Raw genomic sequence first — 16367 nt, 5'->3', positions numbered from 1 at the left:
ATTGATATATGAAAATGCTGTATCACTACAGAATAGTGGTATTTCATAATTGTTAACAGTGCAACAGAAGTGCGGTAGATGGAAATTATGTGATTTCACTCATAATTTTCTGCGATGAACGTAATAGAAATTTATTGAAACAAGATTGATATGAGTTAATTGTTACTTATGGGGTAGAATAATTGTCATGAGGCATGATGTAACGCTTTTTACATTATCGTAAGACTTCGTAAAGGTCACAAGATTTATGGAACCGGTTCGTTATACTGCCAACATCWACTTTATTGAAACTAGTAAAATGACTATGAAATTAAAGCGTACACTTCGTACAATCCTTGCCAGCTCAATCTTATTTTCGGCCTCTGCCTACACTGCACCCACAGTGATCCCTGATGCGCCTGCCTTAGGAGCTAAAGGTTATGTATTGATGGATTACTATACTGGCAAAGTTTTAGTTGAAAAAAATGCACATGATCAATTAAACCCTGCAAGCTTGACCAAACTGATGACAAGTTATGTCGCTGGTCAAGAAATGAAAGTAGGCAATATTACAGAAAACGATTTGGTTGTGATTAGCCGCAATGCTTGGGCGAGAAATTTCCCAGATTCTTCCAAGATGTTCATTGAAGTCAATACTGAAGTAAACATGATGGATTTGTATCGTGGGTTGATTATTCAATCAGGTAATGATGCAAGTGTAGCGATTGCAGAGCATGTCGCTGGCTCCGAGGGCGCATTTGTTAGCCTAATGAATTCGTGGGCAAAGAAGCTAAACATGAACAATAGTTCGTTTTCTAACCCACACGGGTTAGATAGCAATGAACTGTACTCAACACCATATGATATGGCGCTGTTAGGTCGAGCTTTAATTAATGACCTACCAAACATTTACGCGTTGTACAGTGAGCGCTCTTTTACTTATAACAACATTACACAACGTAACCGTAATGGTTTACTTGGTGATCGCAGTTTAAATGCTGACGGCATGAAAACAGGTTATACAAGTGGCGCAGGTTACAGCTTGGCCAGTTCTGCGACTGATGGCGACATGCGTTTAATTTCAGTGGTTATGGGATCAACCAGTACGAAGAGCCGAGAAGCAGAAAGCAAACAGCTACTTAACTTCGGTTTCCGCTTTTTTGAAACAGTTTCTCCACATAAAGAAGGTGAAGAAGTACTGAATGAAAAAGTATGGATGGGAGAAACAGACTCGATCTCTTTAGGTACAATGGAAGACACTTATGTGACGCTGTCACGTAATGCTGCGAGAAATCTTCAAGCAACTGTTGAGCTTAATGATGAATTAGTCGCACCTATCAGTGAAGGTGAAATTGTTGGTAAGATCCTTTATCAAGTAGATGGTGACGATATTGCGGAAGCTCCGTTGATTGCTCTCGAATCTGTTGAGCAGGGTAGTTTATTCAGCCGTCTGATTGATTACATTAAACTTTTCGTTATTGGTTTATTTAAGTAATTTCGACCACTAACGAAGATAATAGAGTCGCTTCGGCGGCTCTTTTGCCTTCTGGATTATGCGATAGAGTGAGTACCAATACCTGTTTTAAAGCAGGTATTTATCATCTTTATTTCACTCCTTATCAGAAAAACCGTATAATCCTGCCCCTGATTATCCAACAGTTCAACTACTGTCGATGCAGTTCGACATGTGAGAAGTCGCAATGAAACAGAACGATACAAGAAAAGAAACACTTGAATACAACAAACTTCAGAAACGCCTAAGAAGGAATGTTGGGAACGCTATTATTGATTACAACATGATCGAAGAAAATGATGTTGTCATGGCTTGTATTAGTGGCGGTAAAGATTCATTTGCGATGTTGGATATTCTTCTGGGCCTTCAGAAAGCAGCACCAATTAAGTTTGATGTTGTCGCGGTTAACCTTGATCAAAAACAACCAGGTTTTCCGGACCATATTCTTCCTGAATATTTTGAAACGTTGGGTATCCCTTACTACATCGTGGATAAAGATACCTATTCTGTGGTTAAGGAAAAGATCCCAGAAGGTAAAACGACTTGTGGCCTATGTTCTCGCTTACGCCGTGGTACGTTATATTCTTTCGCTGAGAAAATTGGTGCGACTAAACTTGCACTAGGTCATCATATGGATGACATTGTTGAAACCATGTTTTTGAATATGTTCCATGGTTCCCGATTAAAGGCAATGCCACCAAAACTACGTTCAGATGACGGTCGTAATGTTGTTATTCGTCCACTGACTTACTGCCGTGAAAAAGATCTTATTCAATATGCAGAGCATAAAGAATTCCCGATTATTCCTTGTAACCTATGTGGTTCTCAAGAGAATTTGCAGCGTCAGAACATTAAAGCAATGTTGATTGACTGGGATAAGAAAACGCCTGGTCGCGTGGAGAGTATTTTCAAATCAATTCAGAATATTAGCCCAAGCCAACTTGCGGATAAAAATCTTTTCGACTTCATTAACTTACCTTTAGATCGTGAAGGTGAGAGAGAAGAGTACGCGTTCAGTGAAGCGACGGTTTCATCAAGCAATATCGATGAGTCAATGTTTATTGATGTGACGAACGTGTAGCGTTCCTCTGAATTCGATATAAAAAAGGCGACCGATTGGTCGCCTTTTTTATTAGAACTTAATAATATTATGGTATAAATCTGACAGTTCTTCTGCATTGAGCGATGTTGAGAAGTGAGGGTCAAACATAACGGCTTCTTCTACAGAGTCGAAAGTATGGTTGGGTTTAAGAAGGTTGAATGTTTCAAGCAATCTTAAAACCTCCCCTAAGTTTCTTAAAATTATCTCGATGTTGATATTTTCAAAATCAATGCCTTGGCAATCTATATTTTCATCTTCACACAGACCAACTAAGTCGAGAAGGCTAATGTCGTAATAGGGGTATTTAACTGGGTTCCACGGAAATAATGGGGCTTTTTTAACCAGCAATTTTAGTCGTGCATCTATATTATCAATATTGAAGTCAGATGATAAAACGAGTGCTGTTATATCAGTTTTGTTTTCGTTTTCTAACGAGTAACCGATAGTGTAAAAAACATCATCAAACCCAGAGACTAAAAAAGGTGCGTCATAGGTAAGAATGTTCTCTTTCCCATCGAATTCAAAATTATTGAAAACATACTTATTATAGTTCTCGCAATATTCTTCACCCAGAGGTAAATATTCTCTGTAGTAATCTGATTTTATTTTGTCAATTTTGTATTGATTATCAGAGAGCTTAACAGAAGCGCAGTACTGCTCATTGAGCACAGGGTCGATATCATCACTGTCACAGCCGCTTAAAGCAAAAATAGCTAAGCCTAAAAGAATTACTTTCTTCATTACACACCTAAAATTCACACCAATACATCCGCATTGCGTGATAAAAACTTAACTTGATGTTTGATTGGGTGATATAGCATGGCTCCCTTTATTGCCTATACCCTTACATCAAAATATAAAAAACACCGTACTATAATGAATATTATCCACTTTTGGAATGCAGTGTCAGACATATCTCACCCGTTGTCAGCTTGGGTTTAGCTAACTAATCCATAAATTATGCTCAAGTGTATAAACGATCTCTGGCTAAAATATATAGATATACTTAAATGGCATTTATCTTTAAGCTATAAAGTAAGACTATTACTTGCTGATACAGATACTTAAGTGAAAATCAATTTAGTGGCAGGTCTCGGGATATAGCAAAGAAAGATACACGTTATTAAAAAGGCCAGTGATGGATGTTTTAAAACTAGATTTAAATTTGCTCAAGGTGCTTATCGTTCTGCTTGAAGAACCGAATACTCACCGAGCAGCAGATAAACTTGATACTAGCCAACCTGCGGTAAGTCGTGCATTAGGAAAACTACGTATTGCATTGGACGATCAATTATTCGTTCGTAGTAATCACGGGCTAACGCTTACGCCGAGAGCAGAAGAGCTTGCAAAGATACTTCCGTACATATTTGCCGATTTACAAAGCACCTTAGATAAGCAGGCTTTCCTACCACAAAATATGGCAGGGCGGTTTCGGATTGCGCTAAATGGCTATTTAATAGAAAGTTACGGAACAGAAATTTATCGGTTATTTAAACGAGAATGCCCTGATGTTGAGTTAGAGCTTTACAGTTTCAGCACTAACACTATTAATGAGATAATAGATGGTTCTTGTGATTTAGCTATTACTTATCAACCGCTCAACACGCCTAAAGAAGTCTACCAACGTAACATAGCTAAAAGTCGACTTGGTTTCCTTTGTCGTAGAGGCTTTTTGACAGAGACTCAATCAATATCAATTAAAGAGCTGAATAACTATCGGTGGACCGGATTGATTGTCCCTGCCTTCAATGAACAGATGGCAAGAGTGAAAAAGTTCGCAAAGGTAAATACGAAACCTGCTTTTCGAAGTCAGCACGTGAACCCCATATTAAATGCGATAAGAGAAGAAGATATGCTTTTTATTGCACCTATTGATCTGTATAAAATAGTGGATCAAGATACGTTTAAGTTCATTGAAATGGATGAATCAGATCAGGCTATTATACGAAGTGAGATGGACATTGTGATGGCATACAACCAGCGATATTGGAATACGGAGAAATACCAATGGCTAGAAAATGAAATGAAAAAGCTGAAAGCAAGAGCGAAGCTGTATTAAGCATCCATTCAGAGATGCATATTTGATATTAACACAATCCATTTGTGCCATGGGTTTAAGACACTCGAATACCTATTATATAGACATAAAGTGATGAGGTTCAAAACTCATCGATAGGAACATCGAACATCAAGGAAGATGGGCCTAAATAATAATGAGGTATATTATGAAAAAATCAGCTTTCGCTCTAATCGGTACTCTTCTTCTTTCATCACACGTAATGGCTAATGACGTGATGGATAACCACTTGGCAACCGCTGGTGAACGCTCAGCACAGGCAACACAGCTTGTTCGAGAAGTTTCAACACCTTCAATGAATGTACTTGAAGCGCAATTGCATACATCTGGTGACAAATCGATGCCTGCTGGTCATGCTGGTAATCCGCAAGTAAATGACAACAGTCAGTCTGTATTTGAATACCATTTCAATACAGCTAACTAATTAGCATTTAAAATTTCAAGCAGGGGTAACTAAAATGGCAATGCCATATTAGTTACCCCTGTTTATATATTGAAAGAAAACAATGTTTTGGCAATCGGTAGCGGCAGGATATAATAGAAAAATCGCTTCTTAGTTAAAATGATTGAAATGTTGAAATTTATGTTGAACAGAAAGACAGTTGTAAAACCTTTTATAACGTTCGTTGTTGCCTTTTCTCTTGCTGGATGTTCAGCTCAACAGTCTCAATCAATGGGGATGCGTAGTAGCACAGTGACAAAAACTCCGCAGCAAATGACTAACCTTGAACTCTGTGAAACATACGCCTACGGTCGAAATGCAACGCATACTAGAGTTGCGATTGCTAGCGAATGGAGCCGACGTGGTATTAGCCAAGGCTACTGTAAAAAAATTCGTGAAGAGCTATTCATTACATCAATCTTAAAAAAGTTAGCAGATGCTGAAGAGTTACCTCAAAGCAAGCAGGCTAAGCCAGTTCAACTAAACTAATTGTGGTTCTATTTCCATATAACAACAAAGCCTCGTAAAGAGGCTTTGTTGTTTATTCAAGGTTCTGAATTTTATTCAATATTTGGACTGAGTGGACTCACATAACCTGCTGGTTTTAAGGCAAGTAAATCACAGTTTAAGCTATCAATGGTATGTTCAGCAGTATTCCCAATGAAAACAGCGGACAAACCTGTTCGGCCTGTTGTACCTAGAATAACGAGTTCAGCATCCAAATCTTCAGCAACTTGAGGGATAACATCCTCTGGTAGCCCTTCAACAACATGGGTTTGCTCTTGTGCGAGACCATGTTTCTGGCGCAAGGACTTCATTGATGTGAGGTGGTGGCCTCGTACTGCATCAGTATATGAAGCTGGATCGAATTCAGGTAACTCAATCGTAATATTGACGGGTGTAGCAGGGTAGGCGTTTACTAAATTCACTTCCGCATTGAGCAGGCCAGCAAAAGCGCTTGCTTCATTTACGATCGTATCATTGAGCAGATCATGTGTTTCATTGTCAGCGGCAAGGTTAACGCTAGCAAGAACTTTTCCGTTCTCTGGCCAACTATGATCTTTTACCATGAGAACAGGGCATGGGCACTTTCTCAATAGGTGCCAATCTGTTGGAGTAAAGATGACTGAACCAATCTTATCGTGGTCATGAGTCGCCTTTATCAATAAGTTGTGATGCTGACTGAAAACCTCTGCAATAATCGCTTCATAAGGCCTGTTATGCCATACAACGGTTAATTGAATGTCAAACCCTTCATCAATATAAGGGCGGGTAATATCTTTTAACCACTCTTCTCGTTGCAAGATCACACCACGCCGCATAGCTTGGCGTTCATCAGCCGAAAGCATAGAGGTCATTTCATACGAGAAGTCATAAATGGCTAAAAAGAGCGTGATTTTGGTTTCAGGATTGCGCTTCGCAAGATGAATAGCGCGAGATAATGCAGGTTGATGATCTTGAGTTGGATCGACAACAACGAGGATATTATTGTACTTGTTCATAACTGCCCCCTTACACAACTGTGTTGGCATCAAGACCGGCCTATAGTTCATCATGGAATATTACTCTCTGTAAGAGAGTCAGTATCCTTTCCATACTAAAAGGCTTTATCCAAGTTAACGAGTTGCCTATAAATAAGTAAGCATAATTCGTTAGACAGTAATAACTGTAACGTATAGGAGGGGTTTAGGGGAGATGTTCCAATAATTAAATATAAAAAAAGTGATACGGCGCATAGCTCGTATCACTTTTTTTCAACGGTTTACCTAAGCAATGGTGTTTTTGTTTACACCTGCAAGCTTAGCCAACTCGTCATGATCTAAAATGGTGATGTATTTGCCTTTCACACTTAACATTTCAGACTTTTGGAAACGACCAAGAAGACGGCTGATAGTTTCAACGGTCAAACCTAGGTAGTTACCAATATCACCACGAGTCATCGTTAAACGGAATTCACGTGGTGAGAAGCCTCGTTGTGAGAAGCGAAGTGATAGGTTATAAAGGAAAGCAGCTAATCGTTCTTCTGCGTTCTTTTTAGAAAGCAGTAAGATCATTTCCTGATCACCTTTAATTTCATTACTCATCAAGCGCATGATTTGCTGACGAAGTTTTGGCATTTTCCCTGACAGATCATCAAGAATCTCAAACGGAATTTCACAAACCATAGATGTTTCAAGAGACTGTGCAAAACTAGGGTGCATCATTTCATTGATAGCATCAAAACCGACTAAATCACCTGCTAAGTGGAAAGCCGTAATCTGCTCATCGCCTTGTTCTGTGATAGTGTAGCTTTTGATCGTACCCGAACGGATAGCATACAGTGATTTAAGTTCATCACCGGCTTTAAAAAGCTCTTGCCCTTTCTGGATAGGCTTTTTACGTTCGATAATTTGATCTAGCTGATCTAGCTCAGACTCATTCAACGTAAAAGGAATACACAACTGACTAATACTGCAATCCTGACAGTGGATTGCACATCCGCCTGATTGGACACGTTTGGTTGTAAGTTTGTCTGAAATCATAAGCCTGTCTAACCAATTTGATGTAGGTCAATATTTTAACATAATATGAAGCAATGTGACGAGTATTAAAAACACTACAATATTTGTTTGATTGCGATATAACCAGTATGAACCCCATACACCAATAACAGCAAGGCACTCGCGCGTTTGAAGTAAAGGTTCTTCAGCAACGATTGCAGTTGTTGTGCCATAGAGCCAACGGCAATCATCGCGGGTAACGTGCCTAAACCGAATGCTAGCATAATACCAGCCCCTGAAAACATCCCACCAGATACAGCAGCCCAGCTTAATGTTGAGTATACAAGGCCGCATGGAAGCCATCCCCAAAGCATGCCAAATGGCAATGCCTTAAAGGGAGACTTTAAGGGTAGTAGCGATTTCGCTTTTGGAGAAATATGTTTCCATACGGCTTGTCCTATACGCTCTATTTTTGTAATGCCAAACCACCACTGGCCTAAGTAAAGTGCTAGTAAAATCATCATGATAGCGGCCAGCAACCGTAGGTAGGTTAATGCGGAAGTATAACCACTAAAGTTAGCTAAACCTGCGAATGCTCCACCAATTACAGCGCCCGCTATCATATAAGAGAAAAGCCGTCCGAGATTATAGAAAGCAAGATAAGGCCACCGCTTAGCTTGTTGCTGGCCGGGTAAACCAAGCGTGATCGCCGCTGCGACGCCACCACACATGCTAAGGCAGTGCCCCGCACCCATAAGGCCAATAAAAAAAGCGGCATAAAGATCTGCGCTCATTACTTAGCCTCACTTTCCGATGCTTTTTCTTTACCCGTTTTTTGAGGCTCATTTTCATCAAATAGAATATCGTAGCCTTGACGTTCAAGGTCTTCAAACTGCTCTGTGCGAACAGCCCAAAGGAATATGCCAACCGCTATGCAGACAAAAATGATCGCAATTGGTATTAATAAGTAAAGACTATCCATTTTCTTTTAATAACCTTAAAGAATTTGAAACAACAATGATAGAACTACCAGACATTCCAACAACCGCAATATAGGGCGCGACAAAACCAGCCACAGCCAGCGGTAATATGATCAAGTTATAGCCAAGTGACCAGGCTAAATTTTCACGAATGATTTTCCGGGTCTTCAAGGCTAGTTTTCTCGCACGAAGAATCCGTGATAACTGGTCACTGAGTAATACCATATCGGCTGATGACTTGGCTATTTCAGTTCCTCCACCCATCGCAACCGAAAGGTGTGCACCAGCAAGAACAGGGGCATCATTAACACCGTCACCAATCATTAAAGCGACACGACTTTTATCAAGGCTACGTAGGTAATCGAGTTTCCCTTCTGGCGATACACCAGCTTTCAAACTATCAATACCTAATTTATCGGCCACAACTTTAGCACTAACGGAGTTATCACCGGTTAGCATGGTGACTTTAATCCCAGCAGTTTGGAACTGTTGAATTAACTCTTTACTGTCTTCTCGGATAGGGTCATCAAGCTTAAAGCTTGCAACTAACTCGCCGTTGCAACTTAACCACACCTGATATTGCGGATCGCAGTTGGCAAGAATAGATGTTGCGTCACTGTTTGCTTCAAGAACAAAATTGACTTTACCAATACGCCATTCATTAGTACCAAGTCTGCCTATCAAGCCACTACCGATAACATTTTCAACATCATCAAATAAGCGCTCATCACATCGATAGGACGAAAATGCACGGGCTATAGGGTGGTTGGCGAAACGTTCAAGTTCAGCTGCATAATGTAGAGCATTCAACTCATTGATATCGCCATATACTTTAGTCTCAACAAGACGAACATTTCCTTCCGTTAATGTGCCTGTCTTATCAATAACCAATTGGTTTACGTTGCAGAGTGTTTCTAATACATGCCCTCGCCGTAATAATATACCTAGGCGACCTAGGCTGGACGTCGAACAAGTTAAAGCCGTTGGCGTCGCCAGCGATAATGCACATGGACAGGTTGCAACTAATACCGCTAGGGTGATCCATAGAGCATCTTCTGGTCGATGTTGATACCAATAAAACCAAGTACAAGCCGAAATAACTAATATTGCTGCCACAAAGTAGCGAGCGACGATATCAGCAACTTCCGCAACTTTTGGTTTAGATACTTGTGCCTCGTCTTGCAAGCGGACGATATTTGAAATTAATGAGTTTTGGCGATCTTTTGTTACTTTCAACGTGATATTGCCATCGCCGTTAATTGTTCCAGCAAATACACCATCACCCACAAGACGAGCAACTGGCATTGGCTCACCAGTCAGCATTGATTCATCAATGGCTGTTTGCCCTTGAAGAATAGTACCATCAGCCGGTAAACTTTCACCGGGTAGTACCGTCACAATATCGCCGACCTTCAATGTCTTGGCAGCGACCTGTGAACCGTCTTCTAAGGTTGCCATTGCAGGGACCAATTTTAGTAAGTTGGCACTGGCGGCAGCGGCATGGCGCCTTGCCCGCATTTCAAGAAAACGGCCAAGTAGCAAAAAGAAAGCGAACATCGAAATCGACTCAAAGAAAACTTCGCCTTTTTCCATTACTGTTGCATAAAGGCTTGCCACATAAGCAAATAACATGGCAATAGAAACTGGGACATCCATCCCTAATGTTTTTGCACGCAGGTTACGCCAAGCATTGAGGTAGAATGGCAGTGCCGAGTAGAGCATGACTGGGGTTGCGAATATCAAACTGACCCAGCGGAGGTAATTTTTGAATTCTGCGTCGAGATCACCGAATATTTCAAAGTAGAGTGCCACCGCTAACATCATAACCTGCATCGTTGCGATACCCGCAATACCGAGGCGATATAAGTAGTTTTTCATTGTGCGGTGGTATTGCTGCTCTTGTGCATCAGCTTCGAATGGTGCAGCTTTGTAGCCTAATTTATGAATAATGCCTAAGAGATGACTGAGTTTGGCTTTCTCCGGATCCCATGAAAGGAGTGCACGGTGAGTTGTTGTATTCACTCTAATAGATATGACACCGTCTTCACGCATAAGCTGCTTTTCAATCAGCCATGCACAAGCGGCACAAGACACACCATCAAGTGACAGAGATGCTTCTTTACTCTTTTCAGTTTCACGAACAAATTCTTGTTGAATTTCATCGTGATCATAGAGGAGTAGGGACTGTAACTGTTGTGGGACTAAATCAGCTTTTTCAGCTGGCGCAGTTCTGTATTCATAATAAGACGTTAAGCCGCTTTCAACAATCGTCTCTGCAACGGCTTCACAGCCTGGGCAACACATGTCGCGAATTTTACCCAGTATTTCTACATGGTGTTGACAACCCTGTGGAACAGGGTCGCCGCAGTGATAACAGTCTTTTGTCATTCCTTAATCTGCCCGTATAACGAAATCGGGTCGGATGTTGGTAGGTTTACTCGTCCTTGTAACATCCAGTCGCCATCAAATGGTTCAAGTTCAACAAACCAAGGCCCTGTAAGCGCCACTGCTGAATTGAAGCGATAATTACCAGAAAGATCGCCACTAACCATTTGCGTAAAATCTTGATCAGGAAGAGTACGGTGAGTAAATGTGACACGCAAGTTTGGATTACTTTCCAGATCACCTTTATTGAAATTAACCTCAATATTGTCGCCGTCAACAGCAATCTGTGCTTTTAAAGCAAGTGCATCTGCGACTCGAAGGCGTGATAAATCAAGGTTTATTGCTTTACCTTTCTTGTAATAGTCTTCAGCAACGAGGTCAACTTGGTTTTGAGAGAAGATATAAACTATTGTCAAACTATAGACAATCGATGTTGCAGGGATGGCAAAAACGAACCAGGGCCAAAACTGCTTATACCATGGTTTACCCATATTGATTACCTTTGAACTTTGGAAAAGTTAGCCCCTGAAGATAACAGGGGCTAGGTGTTAAGTCTCAGTATTTAATACTAATTCACAGCATTAAATGTAACTGAATATAATGACTTTCGTTAATTACTTGTATCGTTATTCAGTTCCCAAACATAGGCAGATATCACCTGGATCTTTTCTTCTCCAAGAATATCTTTCCATGCAGGCATCACACCCTGACGGCCATGTGTAATCGTAGCTTCAACATCGCGGCGTGAGCCACCGTATAACCATGTGTTATCAGTTAGATCTGGCGCCCCGAAAGCAGGGTTACCCTTACCATCGGTACCATGACAAGCAGCACAAACGACAAATTTTTGTTTACCCGCAGCTGCTTCTTTAACGTTAACTTTTCGGCCAGAAAGGCTAAGAACGTAACTTGCAACTTCCGTTACACCGTCTTCACCTAGTGATTCAACCCAGCCAGGCATTACACCTTGGCGACCTTGCATAATGGTCGTTTTGATTGTTTCAGCTTCACCGCCGTATAACCAAGCATCATCCGTTAAGTTAGGGTAGCCAAGCTGACCTCGCGCATCTGAACCATGACATTGAGCACAGTTTTGAATGAACAAACGTTGACCAACTTTAATGGCTTCAGGATCACCAGCAATTTCAGTAATAGGGCGAAGGTTTGAACCTGATTCGTCGTAAGCAAGGCGTTTGAATGTTTCACCAAACCTTGAATTCGCATCGTCTAGCTCTCGAGCATATTGATCAAGACGCTTCTCTTGATGAGCTTTTGCAATTGATGCTTTAGACTCATCCATAGAACGTACGGTTTGATCAGAGCTCTGCCAACCAAGCACTCCCTGAAAGTTACCTAAACCAGGGTAAAGAATTAGGTAGACCACTCCGAAAGCCAAAGTAGCCCAAAACATGTATGACCACCACTTAGGTAGTGGGTTATTGTATTCACGAATACCATCGTATTCGTGACCCATGTCTTCACCTTCTTCGACACCCATTTTGTCTTTACTACACCAAACAAGCAGGGCAGCAATGCCGACCAAGGTACCAATGGTGATGATTGTTATCCATAGACTCCAAAATGTAGTCATGCTTCCTTGCTCCTGTCGTTTTCACGGGTTGCCACATCGTTATCTTCGTCAGCAAAAACCAGGTTAGCCGCCTCATCGAAACGCGACTTCTGACGCTTGCTGTATGCCCACAGGACAATACCGATAAAACTTGTGAACAGCACAACAGTCCAAATACTATGAATGGTTCCAATATCCATGGTATCTCCTTATCTCATCGCATGACCAAGAGACTGAAGGTAAGCAATAACTGCATCCATTTCAGTCTTACCTTTAACTTCCTCACCTGCATTTTCTACTTGCTCATCAGTGTATGGGACACCAAAGTTATTTTTGAAAATTGCGAGTTTTTTAGAAGTTAACTTACCATCAAGTACGTTCTCTTCTAGCCAAGGGAAGCCCGGCATATTTGATTCAGGAACGACTGCACGTGGGTCTCGAAGGTGAACTCGGTGCCAGTCGTCAGAGTAACGACCACCAACACGCGCTAGATCAGGACCTGTACGTTTAGAACCCCATAGGAATGGGTGCTCCCAAACACTTTCACCCGCCAGTGAGTAGTGACCATAACGCTCGGTTTCAGAGCGGAATGGACGGATCATCTGGCTGTGACATACGTTACAGCCCTCACGGATATAAATATCGCGACCTTCCATTTCCAAAGCTGTATATGGACGAAGGTTGTCTACAGGCTCTGTTGTTTGGTCTTGATATAATAACGGGGTAATTTCAACCAACGCACCGAAGCTAATCGCAATAATGATTAGGATCGCTAGAAGGCCGACATTTTTTTCTACAATTTCATGACGATTCTTTGCCATTGTCGGAACTCCTATGCTGGTTGCTCTGTGGCTTTTAGGCTTTCTTTCGGTGCTGAGATGGTCTTATACGTGTTATACGCAAGTAAGAACATGCCAGATAGGAAGATTAAGCCGCCAATAAAGCGAACAAAGTAGAATGGGTAAGATGCTTGTAGTGACTCAACAAAACTATAAGTCAACGTACCGTCGGTGTTTACCGCGCGCCACATCAGACCTTGCATTACACCCGAAATCCACATTGCAACGATGTACAATACAGTACCGACTGTTGCTAGCCAGAAGTGAACGTTGATCAATCTAATTGAATACATACGTTCTTGGCCGAATAGTTTAGGAATTAGGTGGTAAATCGCACCGATAGAAACCATCGCAACCCAACCTAAAGCACCAGAGTGTACGTGACCGATAGTCCAGTCAGTATAATGGGATAGGGCGTTAACAGTCTTAATTGCCATCATTGGGCCTTCAAACGTAGACATACCGTAGAAAGACAATGAAACCACTAAGAAGCGAAGGATTGGGTCATATCGAAGTTTGTGCCACGCACCCGAAAGCGTCATGATTCCGTTAATCATACCACCCCAGGATGGTGCGAATAGAACCAGTGACATCACCATACCTAAAGACTGAGTCCAATCTGGTAGTGCGGTATAGTGTAGGTGGTGTGGGCCAGCCCAAATATATAGCGAAATCAATGCCCAGAAGTGAACAATTGATAAACGGTAAGAATAAACAGGTCGACCTGCTTGCTTAGGTACAAAGTAGTACATCATCCCAAGGAAGCCAGCAGTAAGAAGGAAGCCTACTGCATTGTGTCCGTACCACCACTGAACCATTGCATCGACTGCACCAGAGTAAATTGAATATGATTTACTCATCGAAACAGGGATCGCAAGGTTATTGACGATATGAAGGACTGCTACTGTTAGTATGAAGGCACCAAAGAACCAGTTAGCCACATATATATGTGACGTGTTTCTTTTGATCATCGTACCGAAGAAGACGATGGCATAGGCTATCCAGACAACAGCAATGGCTATACCAATAGGCCACTCCAGTTCTGCATATTCTTTACCGGTCGTCCAACCCATTGGCAATGTAATTGCCGCGGATAGAATTATGGCTTGCCAACCCCAGAAGGTGAACGCAGCTAACTTCCCACCGAAAAGCCTTGTTTGACAAGTACGCTGTACTACGTAATAAGACGTAGCAAATAGTGCACTAGTACCAAATGCGAAAATAACTGCATTAGTATGCAGCGGACGCAGACGGCTGTATGTCAACCAAGGGGTATCAAAGTTTAGCGCTGGCCACACCAGCTGAGCGGCAATTAATACACCAACGCTCATTCCAACAATTCCCCATAATATGGTAGCTAGGGTGAATTGACGGACGACCGTATAGTTGTAGTTTTGTTCAAGCTGCTTTACTTGGCTCATGTTGCATGCTTCCAATTTTAATTGTTCAACTACACTCTTTCCTTGTGCGAACAACAAGTTGTCGCAATGCCACCCAAAGCTTCAAAAATCACTCTGTTGGTTTTTTAACCAGCTCAGCAATTAAATTGCTATTTTGTTGTAAAAGTGGCATTTTCAGCGGACATATTACTTTAGTTAACATGTGATTGACAGAGTCAAGACCACACGATGTTTACGGTTAAGCAACATTTATGTGAAAACTTTGACCTCTGTAACACGAGAGGCACGGTAAATCATGGCAGCAGAAAAGCTTACGAAGGGCAGATTAATCCAAATTCTCTTCCTTATGGCGGTATTAATCACCGCTTTTGTATGGAGAACAGTTACCTATGACAACTCAATCTCGGAAACAAAGACTGCAATAACCTGCACTTTATCAGCAGATAGTTGCTTAGATTCTGAGAATAAAAAGGTAATGGATATCGCATTAACCCCTTATCCAGCCAAGGCAGAAAGTGAATTAACACTACAAATTAATAACACAGATGTTAAACCATCGGCGACTGTTGAAGGTGTTGATATGTATATGGGATTAATACCTGTATTGTTTAATAAAACAGCATCAGGCTGGGCGGGGGAATTTACTGTTCCGGAATGCATACATGACGAAATGAATTGGAAGATTACTATTAAGCAAGGTGATACAAGTATTATTGCGAGCTTTGCTGTTAAAAAATGAATTAAAGCAGGCTGTTAGTTTTAAACTTTGTGATTTAGATGGGGTTGATAATTCAACCCCACATTTTCCTTAGTTTTGATAAATCATTTTTTTCGACATACCGCCATCAATGACAAAATTTTGCCCTGTAATAAAGCGGGCTGAATCCGATATCAAATAACTCACCATTGAAGCAATATCTTCAACCTTGCCCACACGGCCACTTAAGTGTTGTTGGTGATCAATATCTCGAAGTGGCAAGTTTGTAGTATCAATCCACCCTGGAGAAATACAATTAACATTCACACTGGGAGCAAGGCTAACGGCTAAAGAATGAGTAAGGGCTGTCAGCCCACCTTTTGAAGCACTATACGCTTCAGTGTTGGGCTCAGACTGCAAGGCACGGGTAGAGCCGATATTAATGATAGAGCCTTGTGATTTTTTAAGCAGTGGAAGACTATACTTCGACACAATAATGGGCGCAGTCAAATTAACAGATAAAATCTGATGCCACTGATGAAGCTCTAACTCTTCAAGAGGAGGGTTGTAGGGATCAGCAATAGCAGCATTGTTAATAATGGCATCTAGTCGGCCAAATTGATCGTCTATCTCACTGATAAGTGCTATTACTTCTTGTTCTTTAGTAACATCGATATGTTTGAATCTGATTAATGGGTTTTCTGCAACAAGATCAAAACCTGCATCTCTATCAATATCGACGGTAATCACAACCGCCTCTGAAGCAAGATGGTTTGCAATTCCTTTTCCTATCCCTTTTGCGCCGCCAGTGACGAGCACTACTTTGTTGGCCATGATTCCGTATTGCCTTACCAGAAATATATATGGTGAATTAACGACCACTAAAATAGCAATTTTAATTCT

Annotated in this window: 18 protein-coding genes; 6 read left to right on the top strand and 12 right to left on the bottom strand. The window is 41.3% G+C overall.

The features are described 5' to 3' along the window. Window positions 1-304 precede the first annotated feature (304 nt). A complete protein-coding gene (locus L4D09_RS19900) occupies window positions 305-1474 on the top strand; it encodes a serine hydrolase (protein WP_428459273.1) in 1170 nt (389 codons plus the stop codon). 205 nt (window positions 1475-1679) lie between these two features. Next, the gene (gene ttcA / locus L4D09_RS19895) at window positions 1680-2573 is read left to right on the top strand and encodes a tRNA 2-thiocytidine(32) synthetase TtcA (protein ID WP_428459272.1); all 894 of its coding nucleotides are present in this window, start codon (window positions 1680-1682) and stop codon (window positions 2571-2573) included. 51 nt (window positions 2574-2624) lie between these two features. Here ttcA and L4D09_RS19890 read toward each other — a convergent pair whose 3' ends face one another. Continuing rightward, window positions 2625-3335, bottom strand: coding sequence for a hypothetical protein (locus tag L4D09_RS19890; protein ID WP_428459271.1), 711 nt, complete (start codon window positions 3333-3335; stop codon window positions 2625-2627). A gap of 397 nt (window positions 3336-3732) precedes the next feature. On the opposite strand from L4D09_RS19890, the gene L4D09_RS19885 reads away from it, so the two are divergent. The 3 genes from L4D09_RS19885 to L4D09_RS19875 all read left to right on the top strand — a co-directional run bounded on the left by L4D09_RS19885 (window position 3733) and on the right by L4D09_RS19875 (window position 5602). Continuing rightward, window positions 3733-4653, top strand: coding sequence for a LysR family transcriptional regulator (locus tag L4D09_RS19885; protein WP_428459270.1), 921 nt, complete (start codon window positions 3733-3735; stop codon window positions 4651-4653). A 166-nt stretch (window positions 4654-4819) separates the two neighbouring features. After that, window positions 4820-5095 carry a hypothetical protein gene (locus L4D09_RS19880; RefSeq protein ID WP_428459269.1) on the top strand — a complete coding sequence of 92 codons (276 nt, stop codon included), beginning with the start codon at window positions 4820-4822 and terminating at the stop codon, window positions 5093-5095. Between the two features lie 159 nt (window positions 5096-5254). Continuing rightward, window positions 5255-5602 (top strand): hypothetical protein, encoded by a 348-nt coding sequence (locus L4D09_RS19875; protein ID WP_428459268.1) that lies wholly within the window; start codon window positions 5255-5257, stop codon window positions 5600-5602. A gap of 71 nt (window positions 5603-5673) precedes the next feature. Here L4D09_RS19875 and uspE read toward each other — a convergent pair whose 3' ends face one another. The 10 genes from uspE to ccoN all read right to left on the bottom strand — a co-directional run bounded on the left by uspE (window position 5674) and on the right by ccoN (window position 14788). Next, entirely contained in the window at window positions 5674-6615 is a 942-nt protein-coding gene (gene uspE, locus L4D09_RS19870) for a universal stress protein UspE (RefSeq protein ID WP_428459267.1), read from the bottom strand. A gap of 264 nt (window positions 6616-6879) precedes the next feature. Further along, entirely contained in the window at window positions 6880-7635 is a 756-nt protein-coding gene (gene fnr, locus L4D09_RS19865; protein ID WP_428459266.1) for a fumarate/nitrate reduction transcriptional regulator Fnr, read from the bottom strand. A 74-nt stretch (window positions 7636-7709) separates the two neighbouring features. Beyond that, entirely contained in the window at window positions 7710-8387 is a 678-nt protein-coding gene (locus tag L4D09_RS19860) for a sulfite exporter TauE/SafE family protein (protein ID WP_428459265.1), read from the bottom strand. Continuing rightward, window positions 8387-8575 (bottom strand): cbb3-type cytochrome oxidase assembly protein CcoS, encoded by a 189-nt coding sequence (gene ccoS, locus L4D09_RS19855; protein WP_428459264.1) that lies wholly within the window; start codon window positions 8573-8575, stop codon window positions 8387-8389. Before ccoS ends, L4D09_RS19860 begins: the two co-directional genes overlap by 1 nt. Continuing rightward, window positions 8568-10961 (bottom strand): heavy metal translocating P-type ATPase, encoded by a 2394-nt coding sequence (locus tag L4D09_RS19850; protein ID WP_428459263.1) that lies wholly within the window; start codon window positions 10959-10961, stop codon window positions 8568-8570. Before L4D09_RS19850 ends, ccoS begins: the two co-directional genes overlap by 8 nt. Further along, window positions 10958-11449: a FixH family protein gene (locus L4D09_RS19845; protein WP_428459262.1), complete on the bottom strand. Its 492-nt coding sequence runs from the start codon at window positions 11447-11449 to the stop codon at window positions 10958-10960. The genes L4D09_RS19850 and L4D09_RS19845 overlap by 4 nt, the downstream gene beginning before the upstream one ends. Before the next feature lie 119 nt (window positions 11450-11568). Next, window positions 11569-12549 (bottom strand): cytochrome-c oxidase, cbb3-type subunit III, encoded by a 981-nt coding sequence (gene ccoP, locus L4D09_RS19840; protein ID WP_428459261.1) that lies wholly within the window; start codon window positions 12547-12549, stop codon window positions 11569-11571. Beyond that, the gene (locus L4D09_RS19835) at window positions 12546-12728 is read right to left on the bottom strand and encodes a cbb3-type cytochrome oxidase subunit 3 (RefSeq protein ID WP_428459260.1); all 183 of its coding nucleotides are present in this window, start codon (window positions 12726-12728) and stop codon (window positions 12546-12548) included. The genes ccoP and L4D09_RS19835 overlap by 4 nt, the downstream gene beginning before the upstream one ends. 9 nt (window positions 12729-12737) lie before the next feature. Further along, window positions 12738-13349, bottom strand: a complete 612-nt coding sequence (gene ccoO / locus L4D09_RS19830) for a cytochrome-c oxidase, cbb3-type subunit II (protein ID WP_428459259.1) — start codon at window positions 13347-13349, stop codon at window positions 12738-12740. A gap of 11 nt (window positions 13350-13360) precedes the next feature. Then, a complete protein-coding gene (gene ccoN / locus L4D09_RS19825) occupies window positions 13361-14788 on the bottom strand; it encodes a cytochrome-c oxidase, cbb3-type subunit I (RefSeq protein WP_428459258.1) in 1428 nt (475 codons plus the stop codon). Between the two features lie 274 nt (window positions 14789-15062). Between ccoN and L4D09_RS19820 the strand changes: the two genes are divergently transcribed. Continuing rightward, window positions 15063-15506 carry a hypothetical protein gene (locus tag L4D09_RS19820; RefSeq protein ID WP_428459257.1) on the top strand — a complete coding sequence of 148 codons (444 nt, stop codon included), beginning with the start codon at window positions 15063-15065 and terminating at the stop codon, window positions 15504-15506. Window positions 15507-15575: 69 nt separating this feature from the next. Here the strand turns inward: L4D09_RS19820 and L4D09_RS19815 are convergent, their stop codons facing one another. Beyond that, window positions 15576-16298, bottom strand: coding sequence for an SDR family oxidoreductase (locus L4D09_RS19815; protein WP_428459256.1), 723 nt, complete (start codon window positions 16296-16298; stop codon window positions 15576-15578). Between the last annotated feature and the right edge of the window lie 69 nt (window positions 16299-16367).

This window comes from Photobacterium makurazakiensis (assembly GCF_050336715.1).
Taxonomy (GTDB): Bacteria; Pseudomonadota; Gammaproteobacteria; order Enterobacterales; family Vibrionaceae; genus Photobacterium; species Photobacterium makurazakiensis.
The sequence above is the reverse complement of the archived record's forward strand: the minus strand, read 5'-3'. Positions and strand labels throughout refer to the sequence as shown.